At 45.7% G+C, this 26,192-nt stretch carries 22 protein-coding genes and 1 tRNA gene; 20 read left to right on the top strand and 3 right to left on the bottom strand.

From position 1 onward, the window contains the following. Positions 1 to 46 precede the first annotated feature (46 nt). The 4 genes from MKY44_RS00820 to MKY44_RS00835 all read left to right on the top strand — a co-directional run bounded on the left by MKY44_RS00820 (position 47) and on the right by MKY44_RS00835 (position 4,897). Positions 47 to 946, top strand: coding sequence for an ABC transporter permease (locus tag MKY44_RS00820; RefSeq protein WP_036616191.1), 900 nt, complete (start codon positions 47 to 49; stop codon positions 944 to 946). A gap of 70 nt (positions 947 to 1,016) precedes the next feature. Then, positions 1,017 to 1,889, top strand: coding sequence for a carbohydrate ABC transporter permease (locus tag MKY44_RS00825; protein ID WP_036616194.1), 873 nt, complete (start codon positions 1,017 to 1,019; stop codon positions 1,887 to 1,889). A 49-nt stretch (positions 1,890 to 1,938) separates the two neighbouring features. Then, on the top strand, positions 1,939 to 2,889 hold the full coding sequence (locus tag MKY44_RS00830; RefSeq protein WP_036674754.1) for a sugar phosphate isomerase/epimerase family protein: 951 nt from the start codon (positions 1,939 to 1,941) through the stop codon (positions 2,887 to 2,889). 256 nt (positions 2,890 to 3,145) lie between these two features. Continuing rightward, positions 3,146 to 4,897 (top strand): hypothetical protein, encoded by a 1,752-nt coding sequence (locus MKY44_RS00835; RefSeq protein ID WP_341005717.1) that lies wholly within the window; start codon positions 3,146 to 3,148, stop codon positions 4,895 to 4,897. 146 nt (positions 4,898 to 5,043) lie between these two features. Here the strand turns inward: MKY44_RS00835 and MKY44_RS00840 are convergent, their stop codons facing one another. Further along, the gene (locus tag MKY44_RS00840; RefSeq protein ID WP_341005719.1) at positions 5,044 to 5,496 is read right to left on the bottom strand and encodes a hypothetical protein; all 453 of its coding nucleotides are present in this window, start codon (positions 5,494 to 5,496) and stop codon (positions 5,044 to 5,046) included. Positions 5,497 to 5,944: 448 nt separating this feature from the next. Between MKY44_RS00840 and MKY44_RS00845 the strand changes: the two genes are divergently transcribed. The 10 genes from MKY44_RS00845 (at position 5,945) to MKY44_RS00890 (ending at position 17,223) form a co-directional block, all read left to right on the top strand. Beyond that, complete coding sequence (locus MKY44_RS00845; protein WP_341005720.1) at positions 5,945 to 7,678, top strand: tetratricopeptide repeat protein; 1,734 nt, start codon at positions 5,945 to 5,947, stop codon at positions 7,676 to 7,678. 171 nt (positions 7,679 to 7,849) lie between these two features. Next, positions 7,850 to 8,809 carry a thioredoxin-disulfide reductase gene (gene trxB, locus MKY44_RS00850; protein ID WP_341005721.1) on the top strand — a complete coding sequence of 320 codons (960 nt, stop codon included), beginning with the start codon at positions 7,850 to 7,852 and terminating at the stop codon, positions 8,807 to 8,809. Between the two features lie 162 nt (positions 8,810 to 8,971). After that, a complete protein-coding gene (locus MKY44_RS00855) occupies positions 8,972 to 10,003 on the top strand; it encodes an AI-2E family transporter (RefSeq protein ID WP_091038752.1) in 1,032 nt (343 codons plus the stop codon). A gap of 454 nt (positions 10,004 to 10,457) precedes the next feature. Then, complete coding sequence (locus tag MKY44_RS00860; protein WP_062837749.1) at positions 10,458 to 11,408, top strand: ROK family glucokinase; 951 nt, start codon at positions 10,458 to 10,460, stop codon at positions 11,406 to 11,408. A 51-nt stretch (positions 11,409 to 11,459) separates the two neighbouring features. Next, positions 11,460 to 12,359, top strand: coding sequence for an RNase adapter RapZ (gene rapZ, locus MKY44_RS00865; RefSeq protein WP_017691251.1), 900 nt, complete (start codon positions 11,460 to 11,462; stop codon positions 12,357 to 12,359). Between the two features lie 13 nt (positions 12,360 to 12,372). Further along, positions 12,373 to 13,359: a gluconeogenesis factor YvcK family protein gene (locus MKY44_RS00870; RefSeq protein WP_017691250.1), complete on the top strand. Its 987-nt coding sequence runs from the start codon at positions 12,373 to 12,375 to the stop codon at positions 13,357 to 13,359. Positions 13,360 to 13,365: 6 nt separating this feature from the next. Beyond that, positions 13,366 to 14,304: a DNA-binding protein WhiA gene (gene whiA / locus MKY44_RS00875; protein ID WP_036616210.1), complete on the top strand. Its 939-nt coding sequence runs from the start codon at positions 13,366 to 13,368 to the stop codon at positions 14,302 to 14,304. 255 nt (positions 14,305 to 14,559) lie between these two features. After that, on the top strand, positions 14,560 to 14,829 hold the full coding sequence (locus MKY44_RS00880) for an HPr family phosphocarrier protein (RefSeq protein WP_017691248.1): 270 nt from the start codon (positions 14,560 to 14,562) through the stop codon (positions 14,827 to 14,829). A gap of 156 nt (positions 14,830 to 14,985) precedes the next feature. Further along, entirely contained in the window at positions 14,986 to 15,738 is a 753-nt protein-coding gene (locus MKY44_RS00885) for an SIMPL domain-containing protein (protein ID WP_074092967.1), read from the top strand. A gap of 387 nt (positions 15,739 to 16,125) precedes the next feature. Continuing rightward, positions 16,126 to 17,223, top strand: coding sequence for a stalk domain-containing protein (locus tag MKY44_RS00890; protein ID WP_341005722.1), 1,098 nt, complete (start codon positions 16,126 to 16,128; stop codon positions 17,221 to 17,223). A 166-nt stretch (positions 17,224 to 17,389) separates the two neighbouring features. Here the strand turns inward: MKY44_RS00890 and clpP are convergent, their stop codons facing one another. Next, positions 17,390 to 17,986, bottom strand: a complete 597-nt coding sequence (gene clpP / locus MKY44_RS00895; RefSeq protein WP_017691245.1) for an ATP-dependent Clp endopeptidase proteolytic subunit ClpP — start codon at positions 17,984 to 17,986, stop codon at positions 17,390 to 17,392. A 176-nt stretch (positions 17,987 to 18,162) separates the two neighbouring features. Then, positions 18,163 to 18,237: transfer RNA gene (locus tag MKY44_RS00900), tRNA-Arg, on the bottom strand. A 426-nt stretch (positions 18,238 to 18,663) separates the two neighbouring features. Between MKY44_RS00900 and MKY44_RS00905 the strand changes: the two genes are divergently transcribed. From MKY44_RS00905 to eno, 6 genes are all read left to right on the top strand, one after another. Further along, positions 18,664 to 19,689, top strand: coding sequence for a sugar-binding transcriptional regulator (locus MKY44_RS00905; protein WP_036616216.1), 1,026 nt, complete (start codon positions 18,664 to 18,666; stop codon positions 19,687 to 19,689). A 106-nt stretch (positions 19,690 to 19,795) separates the two neighbouring features. Continuing rightward, positions 19,796 to 20,803: a type I glyceraldehyde-3-phosphate dehydrogenase gene (gap, locus tag MKY44_RS00910; RefSeq protein ID WP_017691243.1), complete on the top strand. Its 1,008-nt coding sequence runs from the start codon at positions 19,796 to 19,798 to the stop codon at positions 20,801 to 20,803. Between the two features lie 151 nt (positions 20,804 to 20,954). Beyond that, entirely contained in the window at positions 20,955 to 22,136 is a 1,182-nt protein-coding gene (locus tag MKY44_RS00915; RefSeq protein WP_036674741.1) for a phosphoglycerate kinase, read from the top strand. 36 nt (positions 22,137 to 22,172) lie between these two features. Next, complete coding sequence (gene tpiA, locus MKY44_RS00920; protein ID WP_036616221.1) at positions 22,173 to 22,925, top strand: triose-phosphate isomerase; 753 nt, start codon at positions 22,173 to 22,175, stop codon at positions 22,923 to 22,925. Between the two features lies 1 nt (position 22,926). Further along, complete coding sequence (gene gpmI / locus MKY44_RS00925; RefSeq protein ID WP_341005723.1) at positions 22,927 to 24,471, top strand: 2,3-bisphosphoglycerate-independent phosphoglycerate mutase; 1,545 nt, start codon at positions 22,927 to 22,929, stop codon at positions 24,469 to 24,471. Positions 24,472 to 24,751: 280 nt separating this feature from the next. After that, entirely contained in the window at positions 24,752 to 26,038 is a 1,287-nt protein-coding gene (gene eno / locus MKY44_RS00930; RefSeq protein WP_062837741.1) for a phosphopyruvate hydratase, read from the top strand. The last annotated feature ends 154 nt before the right edge of the window (positions 26,039 to 26,192 follow it).

Here is a 26,192-nt window from a genome sequence, read left to right on the forward strand (position 1 = left end):
CGGACTGGCGGCACAGCCGTTTCCTTGTTGATAGGAGGAAACCGACTTGACCACCACATACTTGAAGAGGTATTGGCAATTATACGCTCTGATTTCACTGCCCATTATCTACTTTTTAATCTTTCGTTATGGACCGATGTACGGTGTACAGATCGCCTTTAAGGACTTTAACCTGTTTCAGGGAATCAGCGGCAGTGAGTGGATCGGTTTTGATGCTTTTCGCGAAGTATTTGGAATGCGGGACTTCTACACGACATTGCGCAACACCTTTATGCTGAATTTTCTTGATCTGGTCGTTTCATTTCCAGCTCCTATTATTCTGGCGATCATGCTCTATGAAGTTCGATTCAAATGGTTCAAAAAAATCTCACAAACGATATTGTACATTCCTCACTTTATCTCATGGGTAATCATCGGGGGAATTGTGTACCAATTGTTCGGTAATCAATCCGGTATGGTTAACGGTGTACTGGAAAGCATGGGCTTAAATTCAATACCATTTTTGACAGAAAAAAATCCATGGCTTGTGACGTATCTCTTCACAGGTGTCTGGCAAAGTGCAGGATGGGGAACCATTCTATATCTGGCCGCATTAACCGGCGTCAACAAGGAATTGTTTGAAGCAGCTGAGATCGATGGAGCATCGCGGCTGAAGAGAATCTGGCATATCACATTGCCAAGTATTAAACCAACCATCGTGACCTTGCTTATTCTCAATCTTGGACATATGGTCAGCATCGGTTTTGATCGGCCTTATATCATTGGTAATACGGCCGTGCGTGAATATTCCGATGTACTCAGTACCTTTGTATACAGAGTTGGTCTTGAATCAGGACAATACACGCTGGCAACTGTCGTCGGACTGTTCCAGGCAGTGGTGGGACTCATATTCGTGCTAGGATCTAACTATATTTCGAAGAAAGCAACCGGTGAAGGTATTTTGTAGGTTGTGGATGAACGGAAGAGACGCCAATTGGCTTGTTTGTATAGACCATCAGTAAAGGAGCTGTGCGCATATGAGTGAACGCACCTCAAACCGGATTTTTGATATCGTTAATATCTCCTTTATCACCTTGTTTGTTATATTCTGCCTGGCTCCATTTCTGCACACGATCGCGATCTCATTCAGTTCTAACCGTGCGATTACGTCAGGCGAAGTGACTATATTCCCGAAAGAATTCAATTGGGATGCGTATATCCAGGTGTTCTCTGATCAGTCGATGATCTATTCACTGGGTTACACGACAGTTCTGACCATTGCTACTACTGTGCTGTGCATGGTGTTCACACTGGCAGCTGCATACCCGTTAACCAAGAAAAAATTGAAAGGGCGCAAGCTCTTCATGTATGTCATCATCATTACGATGTTCTTCAGTGGCGGGATCATTCCTGAGTACTTGCTCATTCGTGACTTGAACTTGCTTAATTCCGTGTGGGCACTGATTCTGCCGGGACTGGTCAGTCCGTTTAACCTGATTATCCTGATTTCCTTCTTCAGAGGCATTCCAGAAAGTCTGGAAGAGTCCGCTGAGATTGATGGCAGTTCCCATGTACACACGCTCTTCAAAATTATATTGCCACTATCCATGCCAGTACTGGCTACACTAGCGCTATTCTATGCGGTTGGACGCTGGAATGGGTTCCAGGATTCCCTGATGTATATTAATGATCCGAAGCTGTACCCGCTTCAACTGAAGTTATTCCAAATGGTACAGAATAATATGGTCAGCGAGCTTACCCAAATGGAGGGTGCTAACCGTACGCCATTGACTCCCGAGAGTCTCAAGGCCGCAACCGTTATTTTTGCAACCGTTCCGATTCTACTCGTTTATCCGTGGCTGCAAAAGTATTTTGTAAGCGGTGCGATGCTTGGCGCGGTAAAAGGTTGAGTTAAGGCTGATGTAAAAAGTTTAGCCAGAGGGAGGAGAAGGAAAACAGATGCAGCACATAGACAAGGGCGAATACTCATTCTCGACATGTTGGAATATCAGGAAACATCCCATAGGGGAAGATATGATTCGGGAGATTGCGGATCTCGGCTTTCGTCGGGTGGAGCTCAATTATAATGTGACGAAGGAGATGCTTACGACGATTGAGCCCATGATTGAGCGTGGAGAGATCGGAATTTCTAGTGTCCACAACACCTTTCCACATGACCCTGATCCAGACTACGGTACGGATTCCATCTTGCTCGGCTTCGAAGATGAAGTGAAACGTAAGCGGGCGATCGAATTGCTGGTGGAGTCGGCTGAATATGCCCAACGTTATGGGGGAGAAGCTGTTGTTGTACACCCGGGAGAGGTACCTTTTCCTGAGGATATCAGCAAAGACCTTGGAAAGATCTATAACGAGGAAGGCCCGGATTCACCGAAGTATCGGAGCAAATGGGCTGAATTGATGGAGCGGCGGGAAGCCCTCAGTTCAGGGTATGTGGAGAAAATTATCGCCAGTCTGGATGAGGTATGCAATCGGGCGGCAGCTAAAGGTCTGGATGTTCGTTTTGGCATCGAGACGAGATCCCGACCACAACAGATTCCTACCCTTGCCGAAGCCAAGACCATTATCACGGCCCTCAAAGGGGCTCCGGTTGGTATCTGGTACGATACCGGTCATGCCATCATGATGGACCGAATGGGCCTTTATGACAGTGTGGGAGAAATGCAAGGCCTGATGGATGATATCGTAGGGGTCCATATCCATGAGACACTTGGTCTCTCTGATCACTGGTGCCCGTATGTACACAGTAAAGATATGAACTTCTATGATGCCTATCTGCCGATGATTCGCCGGGCACAGGTGAAGGTGTATGAGTTGAAGTCTGCCTGTAAGGCAGAAGAGATCCATGAGAGTCATGACTTGCTTATGAAGAAGCTTGGAGTGACAGAGTAGGCGCGGTGAAGTGGGGAACAGTTGGCATGTCCACAGCATGTGTTTAATGACTGTTTCTTCATTGACGGAGAACCATAAATAATGTAGTACAACAAGCACAGATTTTCTAGCGACTTATGTAGAAATATGATATATACTGACGAGAAAAATGAACTCACCTACGGGCGGTATGAGTAAGCTTCCGGTCTGAATTGAAGGCACTGAAGCAACATACTCCGCACATCGGGAGAATGCATTGGTATGGAGGGGACTGCACATGTACAAACAACTGGTGGACAGTAATGACAGAGCGGTAGAAAGAGGCATATCCCGGCAGATGCTTGACCCGGAAAGCCGTTACTATGGAGGGACAATTGATCCCTTCACAGGTGTTGCCTGGGTCAACCATACGACTGGAACACCCACGGATATGTGTTACTGGGGAGCTGCGCTCTCCAATCCGGACTCTATCTATTACCGGGATGAGTCGTTGTTAAATCGACTGCTGTTAGCTACGGAATTTGTACTCCGCTTCCAGCATGAAGACGGTTCAATATCGCCTGGCTGGACCAATTACCATTCCCCTCCGGATACCGCATTTGTCGTTGTAGGGTATTCACAGTTGTATCAGCTTCTTCAGCAGCAAGAATGGGAGCCGCTTCAACCTGTATTGAACAATATGAGGCTGTTTCTGGAACGGACAATCCCAACCATGCTTACAGGAGGTTGTCATACGCCCAATCATCGCTGGGTGCTATGCGCGGCGCTTGGTTTCCTGCATGAAATATTTGATCTGGAGGAAGCTGTGCAGCGTGCAGAGCAGTGGATGGATGAAGGAATGGATATTACACCTGATGGGGAGTGGACAGAACGGAGCAATGGGATATACAGTGCAGTTAGCGACATCATGTTAATCCATGCTGCGCGCCTGCTCAATCGTCCTGAACTGCTGGAACCGGTGAGGCTTAATCTCCGCATGATGGTGTATCTGGTCCATCCAACGGGTGAAATTGTTACAGATTATTCAGGGCGACAGGATCTGGGCAGTGTTCATGATCTGTCACCTTATTATCTGCCTTATGCCATTTTGGCTCGGCTGGACGGTGATCCACTCTTAGCCGGTATGGCAGCCTGGGCTGGAGATACATTGACCGATCCGGGAGTATGTTCGGTGAATACGCTCATTCGATTAATGCTTGAGCCGGAGCTTCAGCAGACGAATGGCACACATGATGCATTACCGGAACAGTATGAGGTCATGTTGAATGAACATTTTGTACGGGGCGAATATTTGGAGCAGATGGACTCAGTAGGGCATCACGGACGGATCACTCACAGTCGGATGCATACGGATTTTGGTGCTCCGGTAGCCCGAATTCGGGATGGTGCTACAAGTGTGACTGTGATGACAGAAGTTCCTTCTTTCTTTGCGCTTCGTCATGGCAAGGTGCGCCTGCTGGCTGTGCAACTGGCCTCTTACTTTAATCCAGGGTATGTACCTATGCAGCAAATGACGAGGCTGCCCGAAGGGTATCGACTAACTGGTGAGCAGAAAAAAGGTTACTACGGCCCAATCCCTGCGAACCTGCTGCCAGAATCGGCTGCATCAGCCATCAGTCCATGGTACTTGTTACCTCATCAGAGTCGTCAGCTTACTCATGAGCAGACCTTCCGTGTAGGAGCAGAATTACAGCCAACGGAAAACGGATGGAGCATGCATCTATCTGGACAGGAACCGGAGGACATTATGATGCAGTTGTCCTTTGTATTCGGAAGCGAAGGTGAGCTGACCTGTGAGGACGCGATTGAAACGAGTGAGGGTCACTACTTGTGGAAAGGCGGTACATTACGCTATACCTGCGGAGAAGACTGGCTGGAGATCACCGGGGGCGAGCTGGGGCATCTGGCTGCAACGGTACGTGAGGCAAAACTGCCGGACAAGTGTAAGGTTGTGCTGGTCAATTTCATGACGCCGTTTGATAAAACCATTCAAATTTCACTTTCTCCTTCGATGGCGTCGAAGATCTAGATTTATTAGATATTTAAGCCATAATAGTTAGAAGACCGAGCCCAAATGCTCGGTCTTCTTTTTTTTACGAATGACGAATGCTGCAATTAACGTTCTAAACTGATATTCCCACTGTCGAGCTCAGTCCAGTAATGTATGAACTAGTATCATTTCAGTTGCTCTAAAGCAGTTTCGATTGGTTTAGTGAATAGAGGATCATCTTTGGTTTTGCTCCAGTAAACGACAAGAACATTTCCTTTCTCATATAGAAAAGGGAATGTTGTGAATTGGGCGCTCTCCATGTGTTTATTGAATTCTTTTGTCCCGTTGATGCGATCCTTTTCAGAATTGAAAATATAAAAATGTATAAATTCAGGGCTATAGGGTTCTTCTTCCACGGGCACTTCAACGGAATACACCTCAGGTACAACATCATTTAATTTTAAAGGATACCCGGTTATACCAAAGGACACTAAATCCAATTCTTGAGACTCGAGCTCTCTCATTACATCATCTAATGTGAACTGATTTTCTATGTTTTCTATATCTTTTGAACATCCATTCAAAGCAAACAAGCAGATTAAGATGAATATAAGTGGTTTTATCTTTGAGATCCTCAATGTAACATCCCCTTAAAATAATAATGATGTGTCTTTATTTTTTATTACATACGCGAAAAAGAGGCTGACGGACAGAGCTAATATACGTTGTATTATTTTTAATGGAGATAAACTACTAAAAAGGACAATAAGGATAATAATACCATAAAAGTATACTTGTCTTTATAATAACCGGGCCGAATCCAGTTAGACGCCGCGTAACCGACAAGAATGGACTAATGCAATACTATAAAGAGAGTCTATGGCAAGTGAGTGTAGGAGTATTAGGTAAACATGGTTTTCCTTTGAATAAACAACGCTCCAAGGTGATAGGTTTCCGCAAAATGGAATATCATCTTCTTTTGCATTTTTTTCATAAACGACATGAAACTACATATTGAGAAGTGGGCCTTAAGATGTGGTATACTGAAGAGTATGAATGAAATGCAAAGAGGAGGTGCCTTGGAAGATGAAGGGCAAGCTAGTGCGGGCTGAGGGACACCTTGCCAATATTATACCGATTCACTTGGATGCTTCTTTCTTTTTTGAAAGAGCTGTCCGCTCGCTGGACCGTAATCATGTTGACAAGGCATTAAAATATTTTCGCAAAGCTGTTGAATACGAACCGGAAAATCCGGTAAATCATTGTAATATGGCGGGTATATTATCGGAGAAGGGGGATTACGAAGCCTCCAATGCCATTCTGGCTAACGTGCTGGAAGTGGTAGATCCGTCGATGACGGAATGTTATTTTTATATGGCGAACAATTATGCAAATATGGATCGGTTTGAGGAAGCCGAGCAAGCACTTGTTACCTATCTGGAGGAGGACACCCAGGGTCAGTTCATGACGGAAGCTGAAGAGATGATGGAGCTTCTGTATTATGAGCTGGATCGTCCGACCAAACTGAATCGAATCAAATCACGCAAAGGTGTAGTGGAGCACGATCAGGCACGGGAACTGTTGGAAGAAGGGAAATTTGCACAGGCTGCTGAATTGCTCGAAGGCATGTCTTCTGATTATCCTGATTACTTGGCTGCCCGTAACAATCTGGCACTCGCCTACTATTATATGGGTCTGTTTTCCAAAGCAAAAGAGACCATCGCCGAAGTGCTTGAACAGGAACCAGGTAATCTGCATGCACTCTGTAATCTGGCCATTTTCCATCAAAATGAGAACCGGGCTGATCAAGTGCTGCTTCTGATCAAAAAATTGCGGGTCATCGTGCCATTCCAGCACGAACAAGTCTACAAACTGGCGACAACGATGGGAATTCTGGGCCAACACGATACGGCTTATGTTCACTTCCGGCGTTTGCTCAAGGACGAAGAGACAGCTGCTGATCCGGCACTTGCTCACTATGCAGCAGTGGCGGCTTATAATACAGAACGGTATGATGCTGCTGAGCGTTTATGGCATCATGTGTCCAAGCTTGATCCGGGTTCCGAAGTATCCCGGTATTATCTGTCAGGTCTTGAGGCTGTAAAACAAGGCGAGCAAGAGCCAGAGAAGCTGAGTTATCACTATCATCTGCCATTTGATGAGCAATTCAGACAGTGGGAGAACTATGGTAGTGGCATACCTGAAGAAATGAAAAATGATCCACTGATTCGCTCATCTTTCTTCTGGGCATTGCGTCATGGTGATCGGGCAACCAAGCTACAGGTTATTCATGCGCTTGGGATGATCGGTGACTATGAGGTGCAGCAGGCTCTGCAATCCTTTATTGAAGAGCCTGGAGAAGAACAGGATCTGCTTGAGGCAGCACAAACTGTACTGAACGGATTGAAATCGGCTGAACATGAGGATCGGAATTCTCAGGTGGTTCGCCCCTTTTCTCCTGTAGCCTTGAAGTCTATTGGGAAGGTTCCATCCACATCAGAGCAATCGGACACTGGATCAACTTCCCATTGGCAGGCTGTTGTTGATCGTGCGTTACAGATGTCTGAAGCAAAGGCTGAGTTGCAGCACGAGATGGAACGGCTCTGGACGGATTATGTATCCCGGGTACATCCTGAGGTTCCGGGTACGAAGCAGATTGAGGGTTGGGCTGCAGGACTTGAATACTTGGCAGCGAAGAATCACAGTCGGCCCGTTACCTATCAAAGCATTGCTGAGCGGTATGGGATATCGGCATCAACGGTTAGCAAGTATGCTAAACAGATTCATTCGGTTTGTAACAGCAAGCCACCACTAGTATAGAAAGTTCGCTTCAACTCGTTTTCAGAAAGACATCATCAGGTGAAGGATACAACAACCGGGAAAACGGGTAAACTTAACGAATGGACTTCGTAAACGCCTGTAGGATATCATCTTGGCAAGTTCATCGCTAGTACAACACATTCTCACCTTAATTAAGGAGGCTGTATCTATATGTCTAAATACAGAACGATTGTGATCGGAACGGGACCTGCGGGTCTGACAGCAGCGATATATCTGGCTCGTGCTAATCTGAAACCACTGGTTATCGAAGGTCTTCAGCCGGGTGGTCAGTTGACGACAACAACGGAAGTTGAGAATTTCCCCGGTTTCCCGCAAGGTATCATGGGTCCGGAACTGATGGACAACATGCGTAAGCAAGCTGAACGTTTTGGAGCGGAATTCAAAAACGGTTGGGTGGAAGAGGTCGATTTCAGCAAACCGCCCTTCAAGGTCAAAGTTGGAGGAATCGGTGAACTGGAAGCTGAATCGATCATTATCTCCACAGGTGCTTCCGCTCGTTATCTCGGTATTCCGGGCGAGCAGGAAAATGTGGGACGTGGTGTAAGTACATGCGCGACATGTGACGGCTTCTTCTTCCGAGGTAAAAAAATCGTGGTCGTGGGCGGTGGAGACTCCGCGATGGAAGAAGCGAGTTTCCTGACTCGTTTTGCAACAGACGTGACATTGGTTCACCGCCGGGATGAATTGCGTGCATCCAAGATTATGCAGGATCGGGCTCGCAGCAATGAAAAGGTGAAGTGGGCGCTGAACCGTACTCCACTCGAAGTCGTACCAGAAGCGTTGGGTGTCAAAGGGCTGAAGGTGCGCAACAACGAGACGGGGCAGGAAGAGTTGCTTGAAGCAGATGGCGTATTCGTTGCCATTGGTCACACACCGAATACCGCATTCCTGGGTAATGCGATCGCACTGGACGAACATGGCTATGTTGTCGTTAAACCGGGAACAACGGAGACCAATATTCCGGGTGTTTTTGCCTGTGGTGATGTTCAGGATACGAAGTATCGTCAAGCTATTACAGCTGCAGGATCAGGATGTATGGCCGCGATGGATTGTGAGAAGTTCCTTGAAGGAAGCATTGTCCATGATTGGAGCGAAACGTTGGATAAATAAGCATTGCATGCGTGAGGTTAGGCATATGCTGGGAATAAGAGACAACGGGAAGTCTCATGAAATGAGAGAAGCCGGAAGGCTTCTCTTTTTTTGAAACTACAGTGGGCATGAGATCGTATACATATAGGGCATATTAGCTGTGAGGTGAAGATTTTGGGGGAAATGATAAAAGATTGGTTACAGAATGCGACAGTGAGACGATTTTTGATCCTGCTCTTGTTCTGTTTAATTTTGTTCAGTATGGGGAGTATGCTGCACATGATTCTGCTGTTGTTCCTGGTGACGTATGTCATGAACAGGTTACAGCATTTCATTACAGGTGGTTTGAATCGGTTGTTTCCAATCAACTATAAAGTTGTGGTCATCCTGCTCTATATGATTGTGATCGCAGTCATTGTGCTTGGCATTTCCAGATATTCACCACGGATCGTGGATCAGGTCGTCCAGTTGACGAACGAGATTATGAAATTTCTGGATAGTGCTGACGGTGATAATTTTGCATCCAAAATTGCGGGTTATCTTCAATCCTTCGATATTAAAAATTACACCAATGATGCATTGAAATATATTTTCGCTTTGAGCAAATGGCTGGAGTTTATTCTGCTCGTCATCATTCTGAGTCTGTTCTTCTTGTTGCAGAAGCAGGAGATATCCAAGTTCACGTCCAAGTTCAAAACAAGTAAAATTGGATGGTTCTACAATGAAGTTGCTTATCTGGGAGACAAGTTTGTGTCTTCTTTTGGTAAAGTCATTGAGGCACAGCTTCTTATTGCGGTGTTTAATACGGTGCTGACGATACTGGGCTTATGGATTCTGGGTTTCCCGTATCTGTTCGCTCTGACCATTCTGGTGTTCATGCTCAGTCTGGTTCCCGTTGCGGGGGTTATCATCTCACTTGTACCGCTCTGTCTGATTGGGTATCAGATGGGTGGACTGAAATTAAGCATTATTGTGATCATCATGATTATTGTTATTCATGCCTTGGAGACGTACTTCCTGAATCCAAAACTGATGGCACACAAGACCAAATTGCCAATGTTCTACACCTTTATCGTACTAATTCTGTCGCAACACTTCCTGGGGATCTGGGGACTAATCATTGGTATTCCGATCTTTGTTTTCCTGCTTGATATTCTGGATGTGAACAAGATGGAAAAGACAGAAGAGCCGGTACGTGTGGAATCGAAGTTATAACGTAGAAAATCGACCGAGTTTAATTGAGCTCAACCAAGTCAAACAACATCAGATTCTTTTGGAAAAGTAAGGGTGTCTTCCAACTATGGAAGGCGCTTTTTTGTTGGCAAAACCGCCATTAGATAGCTTTCTGCATGAGAATGGCAGGTGGTGGGGTGCATAAGACGAGTCACCACTCTGAGGGGGCGATGTTGATCTTTTATGAATGGAACGAGTGAAGATGCAATATCATGAGTTGAGGCTTCCTCTGTTATGGAGGAAGGAATTAAGCGTGCGTTTATAAATGAAGGTAATAAGATTGTATACGTATTCAAAAATGCTATGTGATGTAGTTCACAACCCTGGTGAAGCATGATGCGTGCAAGGTCTTATCGTCTTGACCCAGGCGTATCCTTCAATTATAGTTGGTACGTAGGACTTAAACTATTTTAGATAGATAAAGGTGGCTTGCAGCATGTCTGAGAAAATCTACGTTGGGGTCGATCTCGGCGGAACAGCAATCAAGGTCGGTATATGCGATGAACAAGGTCAGCTAATGCATACGTATGAAGGACCGACTGAAGTGGATAAGGGCGTAGACACGGTCATCGCCAACATCGAGAAGTATGTCCGACATATCGTAGCCGAATCACCTTACAGTTGGGAACAGCTTGAGGGTGTAGGTGCTGGAGTGGCCGGTTTCACGAATGTACGCGAGGGAATTATCGTTCATGCCCCTAACATTGGATTTCGGAATGTGGCCATTCGTTCGATTCTGGAAGAACGTCTGGGCAAGCCAATCAAAATAGATAACGATGCAAACGTGGCTGCACTGGGTGAAGTATGGGCAGGTGCCGGCAAAGGCGTAGACAACTGCGTATGTTATACACTCGGTACGGGTGTTGGCGGAGGCTTGATCTTGAATGGCAACATCTATCAGGGTTTCTCCGGTATGGCGGGAGAACTGGGTCATATCAGCGTTGTACCTGATCTGGAAGCCATCAAGTGCGGTTGTGGTAAAATGGGATGTGTAGAAACAGTATCTTCTGCAACAGGAATTATCCGTATGGCGAAGGATGCCGTAGAGCGCGGTGATCATACGTCACTGGCACTCGTCGACAAGATTGCAGCCAAAGAAGTATTTGATGCTGCCAAGGCAGGCGATGAAGTGGCACAACGCATTGTGAATCGTGCGGCCTTTTACCTGGGCAAATCCATGGCTACTGTAGCAGCTGTCATTAACCCGGAGATGTTCATTATTGGTGGAGGTGTATCCAAAGCGGGCAATTTCTTGTTTGATGAAATCCGTACCGTATTTGCTAAGCTGACACCGGAACCACTGCAAGAAGGGGTTCAGATTCTGGAAGCTACACTTGGTAATAATGCAGGTATTGTAGGTGCAGCAGGTCTTCTCTTGCGTTCCTAGTGACCTCGTAACAATATATGAAGACAGCAATATGATAAGGAGGGGACAATTATGCTTGAAGGTGAAGGCTCACCAGGCACAGGCGCCACGCTCATTATCATTACGGGCATGTCCGGAGCAGGTAAAACCATTGCAGTACAAAGCCTGGAGGATCTGGGTTTCTTCTGTGTGGATAATCTGCCGCCGGTATTGATTCCGAAATTTGCGGAACTAATTGAACAGTCAAACGGCAAGATTGGTAAGGTTGCATTGGTTATCGATCTGCGCGGGCGTGAATTCTTTACGGCTCTGTCCGAGTCTTTGAACTATATTAAAGATCATTTTACCATTCATTGCGAAATTTTATTCCTGGATGCTACAGATTCTGTACTTGTTCAGCGTTACAAAGAAAGCAGGCGCAGACATCCTCTGGCTCCTGAGGGCATGCCGCTGGACGGCATCCGACTGGAACGCAAGATGTTGGAGGAACTCAAAAACTCTGCGACTCAGGTATTGAATACTAGTACAATGAAGCCTGCTCAACTGAAAGAACGCATCATATCCCGCTTTTCTCATTTGGAAAGCCAAATGTTGTCGGTGAATATTACGTCGTTTGGATTCAAGTATGGCATTCCGATTGATGCTGATCTGGTGTTTGATGTACGTTTTTTACCGAATCCGCATTATATTGATCATTTGCGACCAAATACGGGACAGAATAGTGATGTGTACGAATATGTTATGAAGTGGCCAGAGACACAGGCGTTTCTGACCAAGCTGCTGGATATGCTGCATTTCCTGATTCCGCAATACCGGAAGGAAGGCAAAAGCCAGGTTATTATTGGAATCGGCTGTACCGGAGGCAAGCATCGTTCGGTAGCAATATCGGAATATTTGGGCAAGATGTTGGGAAGCAGCGAGACAGAAGCTGTTACCGTGAGCCATCGCGACGCTGACCGGGACCGTCATTGAAGAGGGTGAAGGGATGAAAGAGGCCGGACCACGAAGAGAACGTCCGAGAATAGTTGTAATGGGCGGCGGAACCGGATTGTCCGTGATGTTGCGCGGTTTGAAAGAGAAGCCGCTGGATATCACGGCCATCGTCACAGTTGCAGATGACGGTGGAAGTTCAGGCATCCTGCGCAATGAGCTACAGATGCCGCCTCCGGGCGACATTCGCAACGTGCTTACGGCACTGGCTGATGTAGAACCATTGCTTTCAGATATGTTGAAGTACCGTTTCAATACAGGCGCGGGGCTTGCAGGCCACAGCTTGGGTAATTTGATTTTGGCTGCAATGACGGATATTTCGGGCGACTTTGTGACCGCAGTGCGGGAGCTTAGCCGCGTGTTTGCCGTTCGAGGTGAGGTATTGCCAGCCGCAGGCCAGGCCGTTGTGTTGCATGCCGAGATGGAAGATGGGACAATTATTACAGGTGAGTCCAAAATCCCTGAGGCGGGCGGACGCATCAAACGTGTTTTCCTTGAACCGGATCACGTGGAGCCGTTGCCAGAGGCAGTAGAGGCCATTCGTCAAGCTGATGCTATTCTGATCGGGCCAGGCAGCCTCTATACGAGCATCCTTCCCAATCTGCTCGTACCAAAGCTGGCTGAGGCTGTGGTAGAGGCTGATGCGGTGAAGATGTTTATCTGTAATGTGATGACACAGCCGGGAGAAACAGATAACTATACGGTAAGTGACCACCTTAAGGCGGTACACGAGCATATAGGTCATCAGCTCTTCGACTATGTTATCGTAAATAATGGTGATATTCCGCTGCAAGTGCAAAATAAGTATGCGGAAAAAGGAGCAAAACCGGTTGTACTGGATATGAATGTACTCGAAAGTGCTGGTTATCAGGTGGTTGCAGATACTCTTGTTCTGTTCAAAACCTATCTGCGTCATGATGCCGACAAGTTAAGTCATCACATCTACCAACTGGTACAAAATTGGATGTTACGGAAGAGGTGAAGTCCCATGTCGTTTGCAGCACAGACCAAAAAAGAATTAACCATGATCGAGAGCGAACCGTGCTGCGAAAAGGCGGAACTTTCAGCCCTCATCCGTATGCTTGGTGCAGTGCAGTTATCGAATAAAAAAGTGATCTTGGATATTTCGACGGAGAATGCCGCGATTGCAAGACGGGCATACTCTCTGCTTAAAAAGCATTTTCAAGTGCATACGGAATTACTGGTCCGCAAAAAAATGCGGCTGAAAAAGAACAATGTATATATTGTTCGTATTCCAACCATGGTACAGGAGATTCTCAATAGTCTTCATATTGTATCTGAGGGCTTTCTCTTTACCCCAGGGATCAGTACGGAGTTGTTTCAGCAAAACTGTTGTAAACGGGCCTATCTTCGCGGTGCATTTCTCGCAGGTGGATCGGTTAATAACCCGGAAGGTTCTTCCTACCATCTGGAGATTGCGTCCATGTATGAGGAGCACTGTCAGGCACTAGTTGACCTGGCCAATGAATTTCATCTGAATGCACGGTGTATAGAACGGAAAAAAGGATTCATCCTATACATTAAGGAAGGCGAGAAAATCATTGAGCTGCTCAGCATCATTGGTGCTCATCAGGCCTTGTTCAAGTTTGAAGATGTACGAATTATGCGAGACATGCGTAACTCCGTTAACCGAATTGTCAATTGTGAGACCGCCAACCTGAACAAAACCATTGGAGCGGCGGTAAGACAAATCGATAATATCCGGTTGTTACAAAAGGAAGTTGGTCTGGAATCGTTGCCTGAGAAGCTTCGAGAAGTGGCGGAGGTTCGACTCGCTCATCCGGATATTAACTTGAAGGAAGTTGGCGAGCTCCTTAAAGGTACAGTCAGCAAGTCAGGAGTGAACCATCGGCTTCGTAAAATTGATGAGCTGGCTGAGAAAGTACGCACAGAACGTTATGGTTAAGACGGAGTAGGGTAAAGTAACAAGGTCGGCTGTTTCTGTTGAACAGAAGGGTCGGGAAAGTTAACCGCTAAGGATCTAGGGGACTTACTTAGGTCATTGGATGCGCTGTGCAAAAGATGAAATTAGGGCAAGATAATGTCCGTCAAAGCACCCTGAGTTTTTTCTTCTAGTGTCCTGCACGGGTTAATGGTATAATGTTGTATAAATATAATTGTGTATTTAATGTCCAGATTTCATAATAGGGGGTAAGTTTCCATGACAAAGCACCCGGTAGTTGTCCGTTTGAAAACGGGTCTCCATGCCAGACCTGCAGCACTGTTCGTTCAAGAAGCGAATAAGTACTCGTCTGAAGTGTTCGTCGAGAAGGACGACAAAAAAGTTAATGCAAAAAGTATCATGGGGATCATGAGCCTTGCAATTAGCACAGGTACGGAAATCCAGATTAGTGCAGAAGGCGCGGATGCCGAACAGGCTGTAAACGCTTTAGTTAGTCTGGTAAGCAAGGAAGAGCTCGAAAACCAATAAGATATGATCAATCCAATGAAGAAGTCCCGAAAGGGGCTTTTTTGCGTTTTTCACGTTTATGCTATCGTCAAGTGCAACATTATGGAATTTGTCCCGTCTGTTAAGGTATCAAATCGATTAAAGTTTGAGATGTTAACACATAAGGAGGCTATCGTGATGGGTAAACAATGGATGAAACCGTTTGGTGCGGTGCTGGTGGCAAGTACGTTGCTTGTTGGAGGAACAGCATGGGTTGCACCAGGTAACTATGCTTACGCTGCAGAGGTTCAGGGAGTACAACAGAATGTGATTAATGTTGTGGGTAAAGGTGAGATTCAGGTGAAGCCTGATATCGCTTATCTGTCCATTGGTGTGAACAGTACTGCAGAGACAGCTGCATCTGCTCAAAAAGCGAATGCTGCCAAAGTTCAAAAGGTATCCAACTTGCTGAAGAATACGTGGAAGATCAGTGCAGATGACATCCAAACCAGTCAGTTCTCTGTACAACCTAACTATACGTATAGCGAAAAAGACGGACAACAAATTAAAGGTTATACAGCGCATCATACGCTGACTGTCACATATCGTGAGATGGATAAGATCGGCGAGTTGCTCGATGCTGCTTCGGGTGCGGGTGCCAACAATATTGAAAACGTGCGCTTTACTGTAGAAAATCCGGAAAGTTATGAGTCCCAAGTGATTGAGAAAGCTGTTGCCAATGCAGATGTGAAAGCGGGCGCCATTGCAAAAGCAGTTAAACGTCAACTCGGTGCTGTTCTTTCTGTAAGCCAAGGTGATGCCAATGTGCCTGTATTCTATGCAAGCGAGGCGTTGATGTCCAAAGCACAAGATACAGCAGGTGGCACTGAGATTGAAACAGGCCAGGTTAAAGTAAGCACAATCCTGAATATCACGTATGAAATGAAATAAAAGATCGAACTAAGGACTGTAAGCTCAGAAACCTTTTCAAATGTCATTTGAAGGGGTACAGCGAAATAATGACAAAGACTTTGTCCTGTGGACAGAGTCTTTTTTTGTTGGAAAAGCAAACTTTGATGAAGTTAGATAGGAGGGAACTTTATTCGAAGCAACATGAAATGCTGTTTATTGGTATCTTTTTTGTATAGTTGTTCGTGACAAAAAGGTCATATCCCTATATATTTTCTGCCTGATATTCATCAACATTGTAACTCGAGCTGTAAACCTTTCCGAAATCGGGTTAATTATAATAAAGAGGTGAGCGTATGAGATATGCGATCAGGTCAGAATTACATACGCAATGATCCCTAATTGTGAATTCAGAGAGGAGTTTTATATATGACATCATGGAAAAAATGGACAAGTGCGTTGCTTGCGGCAGGAATTATTGTAGGTAGCGGTTCGGTGTGGCAGGATAGTTCGGTTCAAGCAGCATCGGTATCCTCGAAAGTGACAACCCCGGCTGAGGTAACTCTGAAATCGGGTGGAAAAACACTGACTCAAAAAGGACTTCTTCAAGGTGGCTCAACTTGGGTATCTCTTACGGCAGTTAAAGATGTGGCAGGTGGAACCCTGAAATATGATGCGAAAACCAAAGAGTACGCTTTGACAGCAGCCAATAACACGATGACAATTAGTCTTATGGACGGTCAACCAAGTGTCAGAATCAACAACTATTATCCTCAAGTGGACGCAAAGCTGATCAACGGCAGATTATATATCCCATTCTCGGCAATGAGAGATTATCTGGGTGTACAGGGGAATTGGGATGCCAAAACCAAAACGTTGACACTCAGCAAGGTGAAACAAAATAACGTTAAAATTAAAGCGGCAACAGTTAATGTCACTGTGAAAAATGCTGAAGTAGATGTTCAATATCCACAGGTGAGTGGGCTTGCCAGCAAAGAAGCTGAAGCAGCGATCAACAAAGTGTTGAAAGACGAAGTGGATGCTTATGTAGCTGACTTCAAGAAACAGACATCTGAATTCGGCGGTGCAACAGCCAATCGTCCATATGCATTTGAGAGCTCTTATGTAGTGACGTATAACGAAAAAGGCGTGCTGGGACTCATTACTCAGCGGTACGAAGATTATGCTGGCGCTCATGGCATGACATACCGTACGGGCCACACCTTTGCACTGGAGACAGGCAAGGAGCTTACGTTAGATGATGTGCTGCAAAATAACAAAACTATGCGCGAGACGTTGAGTAAAAAAGTGGGTGAGCAACTGAAAGCCCGCGGTGGATACCTCGACGGTTATAAAGGGTTGAATAAAGATCAAGATTACTATGTGACACCAACGGGTGTAGTTGTGTTCTTCCAGTTGTATGAGTATACAGCGTACGCAGAGGGATTCCCTGAAATGCCATTTACGTATAAAGAGATTCTTCCTAAAGGAACAGAACCATTTAGCGATGTAACGGGAACCAAATAAAGAATCATTATTATGCACTCTTAAGTTATTTTTCTTATAAAATGAAAGAAGAAGCCCTCATCATGATCATGATGAGGGCTTCTTCTCGTATAGACAACACAATGAGGTGTTGCTGATTACGTTAGGTATTGATATATTAACGCGTAGACCGTGGTCTAACTAACACTTAGATTCCTTGGGAACCTACGTTTTCAATAACTTTATCAATGATACCGTAATCGGCAGCTTCAGCAGCACTCATGAAGTAGTCACGATCTGTATCTTTCTCAATCCGCTCCAGAGGTTGACCTGAACGCTCAGAGATGATGCGGTTCAACGTATCACGCATTTTCAAAATGCGACGAGCACGGATTTCGATGTCAGAAGCCTGACCTTGTGCACCACCAAGTGGTTGGTGAATCATAATTTCACTGTTTGGTAATGCAAAACGTTTACCTTTTGCACCGGCATTCAACAAGAATGCACCCATGGAAGCCGCCATACCTACACAGATGGTAGATACATCCGGTTTGATGAATTGCATTGTATCGTAAATCGCCATACCGGCTGTAATCGATCCGCCTGGGCTGTTGATGTATAAGTGAATGTCTTTCTCCGGATCTTCCGCAGCCAGGAACAACATCTGTGCCATAATGGCATTAGCCACTACGTCATTAACATCGCTACCAAGGAAAATAATACGATCCTTCAGCAATCTGGAGTAGATGTCGTAGGCGCGCTCACCCCGGTTGCTCTGTTCAACGACCATTGGAATAAAACTCACGTGAAAAACCTCCTTGGAATGTAAATGTTATTGGTGTTTATACTTAAACTGTTACCGTATTACCCACATAATAAACAATTCCAAACAAAAAGTCAAAGAAAGTCAAACTAACTTGCAAAAAAAAGAAACCTTTCCGGTTTCATTGGTTAAATGGGTTATGAGCTGTTAAATAAAAATGGCGCGCCCGCCAAGAATCGAACTTGGATCTCAGGCTTCGGAGGCCTACGTCATATCCATTGGACCACGGGCGCACATTATGTGACAGCAATAATGATTATAGCTCATGAAATATTTAATTGCAAGCAGTTCGTTGTGGTATTGGTTTGGATTAACCCAAAAATGATCATGATGAAGAAGAGTGGATAAAGAGTGCATTTAAGTAAATGCTATTAGAGGTTTTGGACATGCCGTATGAAATGTGATTCTGAGCGATATGTAGATTGAATTCATTTGTTTCTTCTATATATGGTATGCGTGAGCTAGTCCTTGATCATGGAAGTCTAGGATTGTGAAAATAGGCGCGTACAAACGCTGAATGCGTGTCGAAATAACACGTTGAAACACTTGCATGTCACGTCAGTTTTAGGTAGAATAGACGTGGGACTTAAAAAGTTAACCCGGGACGTTTTAGGGCCACGAAAGAGAGCTTGGAACGAGAACTTGCGGGAGTGGAAAGCATGCGAACGATTTTAGAAGTACAAAAGCAGCTTCTGCCTGATCTCATGGATATCTTGAAAAAGAGGTATACGATTCTGCAACAGATCATGTTATCGGATGTGATCGGACGGAGAACGTTAGCTAATTCCATGCAGATGACCGAGCGGGTTCTGAGGGCTGAGACCGATCTGTTAAAGGCTCAGGGACTTATTGAAATTGACAGTGCAGGAATGAAGATCAGCGAGGCAGGGTATGATTTGCTGCAGCAGTTAGAGCCCGTAGCCAAAGAGTTGTTCGGATTATCCGAGCTGGAAGAGCGCATCAAGCAAGCCTACGGTCTGCAAAAGGTAGTTGTGGTTCCTGGTGATTCGGACGTTTCTCCATTTGCCAAAAGGGAACTGGGCAGAGCCGGAGCGAAGGCTCTCGGCAATATCATGAGTGACAACGACGTTGTCGCCGTTACTGGCGGATCAACAACGGCCGAAGTCGCAGAGCAACTAAACCCGCCAACATCGCTAAAAGGTGTCTGGTTCGTACCAGCACGCGGTGGACTTGGAGAAAGCCTTGAAATTCAGGCTAATACGATCGCATCCACAATGGCAAAACGGGTAGGGGCGCAATACAAACTCCTGCATGTACCGGATTTGCTCAGTGATCATGCCTATGAATCATTAATCCAGGACCCTAGTGTTCAGGAGATTCTGCAGCTGATCAGGCAATCACGGATTGTTATTCATGGAATTGGTGATGCCGTAGAGATGGCCAAAAGACGTAAACTTGCGACGGAGATTATAGATGAACTTCAGGAGCAAGGGGCCGTATCTGAATCTTTCGGTTATTACTTTAATGATCAGGGTAAGGTGGTACATACCATGCTTACACTGGGTATGCGACTTCAGGATATTGAACGAACCGATGTTGTGATTGGAATTGCAGGTGGCAAAAGCAAAGCTGCTGCTATACATTCCGTGTTGCGATTTGGTCAGGAAGATATTCTGATTATTGATGAGGCTGCTGCCGAAGTCATCGTTGCTGAAATGGAATAAGGTTTTACTTTGCATCACAACTATTGTTGTCTTGACGGACTTCACCGTCTGTCTTGAATATATAAGTTTCATAAAAAATTAATCAAAACTTGGGAGGAACTTACTCATGATTAAAGTAGGTATTAACGGTTTTGGACGTATTGGACGCTTGGCATTCCGCCGTATTCAAAATGTAGCAGGCATCGAGGTAGTAGCAATCAACGACTTGACTGACGCTAAAATGCTCGCTCATTTGCTCAAATATGATACAACTCAAGGTCGCTTCGATGGCGATGTTGAAGTACACGATGGCTTCTTCAAAGTGAACGGCAAAGAAGTTAAAGTATTGGCTAACCGTAACCCAGAAGAACTTCCTTGGGGCGACCTGGGCGTAGATATCGTTCTGGAATGTACTGGTTTCTTCACAACTAAAGAAGCAGCTGAGAAACACTTGAAAGGTGGAGCTAAGAAAGTTGTTATCTCCGCACCAGCTACTGGCGACATGAAAACCATCGTTTACAACGTAAACCATGAAATCCTCGACGGTACTGAAACTGTAATCTCCGGCGCATCTTGCACAACAAACTGCCTGGCACCTATGGCAAAAACACTGCAAGACAAATTCGGAATCGTTCAAGGTTTGATGACTACAATTCACGCTTACACTGGCGACCAAAACACGTTGGATGCTCCACACCCTAAAGGTGACTTCCGTCGTGCTCGCGCAGCAGCTGAAAACATCATCCCTAACACAACTGGTGCTGCTAAAGCAATCGGTCTGGTAATCCCAGAACTGCAAGGCATCCTTGATGGTGCAGCTCAACGTGTACCAGTAGCTACTGGTTCCCTGACTGAGCTCGTAACTGTTCTGAACAAAAAAGTAACTGCTGAAGAAGTTAACGCAGCTATGCAAGAAGCTTCCGATCCAGAAACTTTCGGATACACAGAAGACGAAATCGTATCTTCCGATATCCAAGGAATCACTTTCGGTTCCCTGTTTGATGCAACTCAAACTAAAGTTCTGACTGTTGGCGACCAACAATTGGTTAAAACTGTAGCTTGGTATGACAATGAAATGTCCTACACTGCACAATTGGTTCGCACTTTGGAGCACTTTGCAAAAATGATTAAGTAATATCTGCAATAACATAGAGCGGAAACAGATGCTATATTGTTTCCGCTCTTTATATATCTACATTTTGCAAATTTCTCAAAAACACCAGGATTGACGAGGGATTTTAGCTCTTGATTGGTCCACCAAATACATGGGTGCGGAGGAAATACAGATGAACAAAAAAAGTGTACGCGATATCGAATTGACAGGAAAACGGGCTTTTGTCCGTGTAGATTTCAATGTGCCGCTCGAAGATGGTAAAATTACAGATGACAAACGTATTCGTGCAACGCTTCCTACAATCAACTTCTTGATTGAAAAAGGCGCTAAAGTCATTTTGGCAAGCCACATGGGTCGTCCTAACGGCGAAGTGGTTGAATCCTTGCGTTTGACTCCAGCAGCTGAGCGTTTGTCTGAATTGCTTGGTAAAACAGTAGTTAAAGCTGACGATTCCGTTGGTGACGCTGTTAAAGCTCAAATCGCTGAACTGAACAATGGCGACGTATTGTTGCTTGAAAACGTTCGTTTCCACGCAGGCGAAGAGAAAAACGATCCGGAACTGGCAAAACAATTTGCTGAACTGGCTGACGTTTTCGTTAACGATGCGTTTGGCGCGGCTCACAGAGCACATGCTTCGACTGAAGGAATCGCTCACTTGCTTCCAGCAGTGTCCGGTTTGTTGATGGAGAAAGAACTTGAAGTGTTGGGTAAAGCAATCTCCAACCCTGAGCGTCCTTTCACAGCTATCATTGGTGGATCCAAAGTTAAGGACAAAATCGATGTAATCGACAACCTGCTGAACATTGCAGACAACGTAATCATCGGTGGCGGTCTGACTTACACGTTCTTCAAAGCACAAGGACATGAAATTGGACAATCCTTGCTGGATGATTCCAAACTTGATGTTGCTCTCGGTTTTATCGAAAAAGCGAAAAAACTGGGCAAAAACTTCTACCTGCCGGTAGATATCGTAGTGTCTGACGATTTCAGTGCGAAAGCAAACACACAAATCGTTGACATCGATGGTATCCCAGCAGATTGGGAAGGTATCGACATCGGTCCTAAAACACGTGAGATCTATGCTGATGTAATCAAAAACTCCAAATTGGTTGTGTGGAACGGACCAATGGGCGTATTTGAAATCGAGCCATTCTCCCACGGTACTCGTGCAGTAGCGGAAGCTTGCGCTGAGACAGAAGCTTACACTGTAATTGGTGGCGGTGACTCCGCAGCAGCAGCTGAGAAGTTCAAATTGGCTGACAAAATGAACCACATCTCTACAGGTGGCGGTGCATCGCTCGAGTTCATGGAAGGTAAAGTACTTCCAGGCGTAGTGGCATTGAACGACAAGTAAGTTTTAGTAGTCTATAGCATGAAGGAGTTGAAACCCATGAGAACACCGATTATCGCAGGTAACTGGAAAATGTTCAAAACGGTTTCCGAATCCAATGACTTCATTCAGGAAGTTAAAGGAAAAGCGGAAGTTGAAGGCGTGGAAACTGTAATCTGCGCACCGTTTACAAATCTGCCATCCCTGGTAGAAGCCGTTAAAGGCACAAACATCAAAATTGGTGCACAAAATCTTCACTTTGAAGACAACGGTGCATTCACAGGTGAAATCAGCGGCGTGATGCTGAAAGACCTGGGTGTGGATTATGTCATTATTGGTCACTCGGAGCGCCGTCAATATTTTGCGGAAACCGATGAGACTGTTAATAAAAAGTTGCATGCAGCATTCCGTCACGGATTGACTCCAATCTTTTGCCTCGGTGAGACGCTTGAAGAGCGTGAAGCGAACCAAACAAAAGACGTATGCAAAGTGCAAACAGTAGCTGCTTTTGCAGGTCTGTCTGCAGAGCAAGCGGCACAAGTTGTTATCGCTTATGAGCCAATCTGGGCGATTGGTACAGGCAAATCCTCCACTTCCCAAGATGCGAATGAAGTTATTGCTTACATCCGTACGCTGGTGAAGGATCTGTACAACGAGACGGTAGCTAATGCAGTTCGTATTCAATACGGCGGCAGTGTTAAACCGGAGAACGTAACAGAATACCTCGGACAAAGCGACATCGACGGCGCACTTGTTGGCGGTGCCAGCTTGCAGCCGGCTTCGTTCATCGCGCTTGTTGAGGGGGCGAAGTAAGATGACAGCTCCAAAACCTGTAGCACTGATCATCATGGATGGCTTTGGTCTGCGTAACACGGTGGAAGGCAACGCGGTAGCGCAAGCCAAGAAACCGAACTACGACCGTTTCATGAGCCAATTCCCACATACAACGCTGACTGCTTGCGGTGAAGCTGTAGGTTTGCCAGAAGGGCAAATGGGAAATTCGGAGGTAGGTCACCTGAACATTGGTGCCGGCCGGATCGTATACCAGGATTTGACCCGTATCTCCAAATCCATTCGTGACGGCGAGTTCTACGACAATGAAACACTTGTCAAAGCGGTTCGCGAAGCGAAACAAAGCGGCAAAAAGCTTCATCTCTACGGTTTGTTGTCCGATGGCGGCGTACATAGTCACATCGACCACCTGTTTGCTATGCTGGATCTGGCCAAAAAAGAAGGAATGAATGATGTATATATTCATGCTTTCATGGATGGCCGTGATGTTATGCCAGACAGTGGTAAAGACTTCATGCAGAAACTGATCGCTAAGATTGAAGAAGTCGGAGTAGGTAAAATCGCAACGGTTCAAGGTCGCTATTACGCGATGGACCGTGATAAACGTTGGGAACGGGTTGAGAAATCATACCGCGCCATCGTTTATGGAGATGGACCGAAATACACTGACCCACTCAAAGCGGTTGAAGAATCGTATGAGAAATCCGTATTTGATGAATTCGTTGAACCAACGGTTATCGTCAAAGCGGATGGTGAGCCGGTAGGTTTGGTTGAGAGCGGCGATTCCGTTATCTTCCTCAACTTCCGTCCTGACCGTGCGATCCAGTTGTCGCAAGTATTCACAAACCAGGATTTCCGCGGTTTCGATCGTGGTCCGAAGTTCCCTGTGGGCTTGCACTTTGTTTGCTTGACTTTGTTCAGTGAGACGGTTGAGGGTTATGTGGCTTATTCGCCTAAAAACCTCGACAACACACTGGGTGAAGTTCTGGTACAGAACAATAAAAAACAACTGCGTATTGCAGAAACTGAGAAATACCCGCACGTTACCTTCTTCTTCAGTGGCGGTCGTGATGTGGAGCTTCCGGGTGAAACTCGCGTACTGATCAACTCACCAAAAGTTGCAACGTATGATCTGCAACCAGAGATGAGCGCGTATGAAGTAGCTGACGCATGTGTTCGCGAGATCGAAGCAGACAAACATGACGCCATCATTCTGAACTTTGCTAACCCTGACATGGTTGGACACTCCGGCATGCTGGAGCCTACCATCAAAGCGGTTGAAGTAACAGATGAGTGCATGGGCCGTGTTGTAGATGCAGTACTTGCTAAAGGCGGCGTTGTACTGATCACGGCGGATCATGGTAACGCGGATATGGTGTTCGATGAGCAAGGACGTCCGTTCACAGCTCATACAACGAACCCGGTTCCATTTATCGTTACGGATGCCAATGTAACCCTGCGTGAAGGCGGAATCCTGGCAGATATCGCGCCAACGATCCTTGACCTGATGCAATTGCCTAAACCGGCTGAGATGACAGGTACATCCGTTATCTCTACCCGTAAATAAGTTACGCAACAACATATATGAAATTGGGAAGTTTGGAGTTTACCCCCGAACGAAGGAAGCAGAAATTGTCCGAAGAAGCAACGCTAAAAGCTTTCTGAAAGAAAGCTGGCTTCGTAAGCAAAGGCTTCGCCTTTATCACATGATTCCAACTTATGAAAATAAGTTCAAAGGAATCAGGGGATAACAGTGATCAGAGGACAATTCGCTGACGTAGTGGAAAAGGGGAAACACAAGTGGTCCTAATTTATAATAAATTTAAATTTAAAGGAGATTATCACAAATGACTATTATTTCTGACGTGTACGCTCGCGAAGTCCTCGACTCCCGCGGTAACCCTACAGTAGAAGTTGAAGTATACCTGGAGTCCGGCGCAATCGGACGCGCAATCGTTCCATCTGGTGCATCCACTGGTGCCCACGAAGCCGTTGAGCTTCGCGATGGCGACAAATCCCGTTACCTCGGTAAAGGCGTTCTGCAAGCTGTTAAAAACGTAAACGAAACAATCGCTCCAGAAGTTATCGGTATGGATGCATTGGATCAACTGGGTATCGACAAATTGATGATCACTTTGGATGGTACGCCAAACAAAGGTAAACTGGGTGCTAACGCAATCCTGGCTGTATCCATGGCAGTAGCTCGCGCAGCTGCTGACGCTCTGGACCTGCCATTGTACGTTTACCTGGGCGGATTCAACGCTAAAGCATTGCCAGTACCAATGATGAACATCATCAACGGTGGTGAGCATGCTGACAACAACATCGACGTTCAAGAGTTCATGGTTCTTCCAGTTGGAGCACCAAGCTTCAAAGAAGCTCTTCGCGTAGGTGCAGAGATCTTCCACAACTTGAAATCCGTATTGAGCTCTAAAGGCTTGAACACAGCTGTAGGTGACGAAGGTGGTTTCGCACCGAACCTTGGTTCGAACGAAGAAGCAATCACTACAATCATCGAAGCTATTGAAAAAGCTGGTTACAAACCAGGCGTTGACGTATTCTTGGGTATGGACGTAGCTTCCACTGAGTTCTACAAAGATGGTAAGTACACACTTGCTGGTGAAGGTAAATCTTACACTTCCGCTGAGTATGTTGACCTTCTGGCTTCATGGGTTGAGAAATACCCAATCATCACAATCGAAGACGGTATGTCCGAAGATGACTGGGATGGTTGGAAATTGCTCACTGAAAAATTGGGCGACAAAGTACAACTCGTTGGTGATGACCTGTTCGTAACAAACACTGAGCGTCTGGGCAGAGGTATCGACGAAGGTATCGGTAACTCCATCCTGATCAAAGTTAACCAAATCGGTACATTGACTGAAACATTTGATGCAATCGAAATGGCTAAACGCGCAGGATACACAGCTGTAATCTCCCACCGTTCCGGTGAGTCCGAAGACAGCACAATCGCTGATATCGCTGTTGCAACTAACGCTGGTCAAATCAAAACGGGTGCTCCTTCCCGTACAGACCGTATCGCGAAGTACAACCAATTGCTCCGCATTGAGGATCAACTGGGTGAACTGGCTCAATACAATGGTCTTAAAGGATTCTACAACCTTAAAAAATAAGCTGGATATCCAGCTTTTACGGGCAAGCCGGGTAACCGGCTTGTCTTTTTTATTGCAACGAAGTAATGGTATAACGTAAGGATCACGCAGATGGTGAAATTTAGGGCATTGTATAAACTGTACTACTTGTAGTACAACCATAGCTATGTTACAA

Origin of the sequence: Paenibacillus sp. FSL R7-0026, from assembly GCF_038004485.1 — a bacterium.
Classification (GTDB): domain Bacteria; phylum Bacillota; class Bacilli; order Paenibacillales; family Paenibacillaceae; genus Paenibacillus; species Paenibacillus xylanexedens_A.

Bases quoted from the DNA above. Each gene is read 5' to 3' on its own strand.
- MKY44_RS00825 (WP_036616194.1), top strand. From the start codon at position 1,017: ATGAGTGAACGCACCTCAAACCGGATTTTTGATATCGTTAATATCTCC.
- MKY44_RS00830 (WP_036674754.1), top strand. From the start codon at position 1,939: ATGCAGCACATAGACAAGGGCGAATACTCATTCTCGACATGTTGGAAT.
- MKY44_RS00835 (WP_341005717.1), top strand. From the start codon at position 3,146: ATGTACAAACAACTGGTGGACAGTAATGACAGAGCGGTAGAAAGAGGC.
- MKY44_RS00845 (WP_341005720.1), top strand. From the start codon at position 5,945: ATGAAGGGCAAGCTAGTGCGGGCTGAGGGACACCTTGCCAATATTATA.
- trxB (WP_341005721.1), top strand. From the start codon at position 7,850: ATGTCTAAATACAGAACGATTGTGATCGGAACGGGACCTGCGGGTCTG.
- MKY44_RS00855 (WP_091038752.1), top strand. From the start codon at position 8,972: ATGATAAAAGATTGGTTACAGAATGCGACAGTGAGACGATTTTTGATC.
- MKY44_RS00860 (WP_062837749.1), top strand. From the start codon at position 10,458: ATGTCTGAGAAAATCTACGTTGGGGTCGATCTCGGCGGAACAGCAATC.
- rapZ (WP_017691251.1), top strand. From the start codon at position 11,460: ATGCTTGAAGGTGAAGGCTCACCAGGCACAGGCGCCACGCTCATTATC.
- MKY44_RS00870 (WP_017691250.1), top strand. From the start codon at position 12,373: ATGAAAGAGGCCGGACCACGAAGAGAACGTCCGAGAATAGTTGTAATG.
- whiA (WP_036616210.1), top strand. From the start codon at position 13,366: ATGTCGTTTGCAGCACAGACCAAAAAAGAATTAACCATGATCGAGAGC.
- MKY44_RS00880 (WP_017691248.1), top strand. From the start codon at position 14,560: ATGACAAAGCACCCGGTAGTTGTCCGTTTGAAAACGGGTCTCCATGCC.
- MKY44_RS00885 (WP_074092967.1), top strand. From the start codon at position 14,986: ATGGGTAAACAATGGATGAAACCGTTTGGTGCGGTGCTGGTGGCAAGT.
- MKY44_RS00890 (WP_341005722.1), top strand. From the start codon at position 16,126: ATGACATCATGGAAAAAATGGACAAGTGCGTTGCTTGCGGCAGGAATT.
- MKY44_RS00905 (WP_036616216.1), top strand. From the start codon at position 18,664: ATGCGAACGATTTTAGAAGTACAAAAGCAGCTTCTGCCTGATCTCATG.
- gap (WP_017691243.1), top strand. From the start codon at position 19,796: ATGATTAAAGTAGGTATTAACGGTTTTGGACGTATTGGACGCTTGGCA.
- MKY44_RS00915 (WP_036674741.1), top strand. From the start codon at position 20,955: ATGAACAAAAAAAGTGTACGCGATATCGAATTGACAGGAAAACGGGCT.
- tpiA (WP_036616221.1), top strand. From the start codon at position 22,173: ATGAGAACACCGATTATCGCAGGTAACTGGAAAATGTTCAAAACGGTT.
- gpmI (WP_341005723.1), top strand. From the start codon at position 22,927: ATGACAGCTCCAAAACCTGTAGCACTGATCATCATGGATGGCTTTGGT.
- eno (WP_062837741.1), top strand. From the start codon at position 24,752: ATGACTATTATTTCTGACGTGTACGCTCGCGAAGTCCTCGACTCCCGC.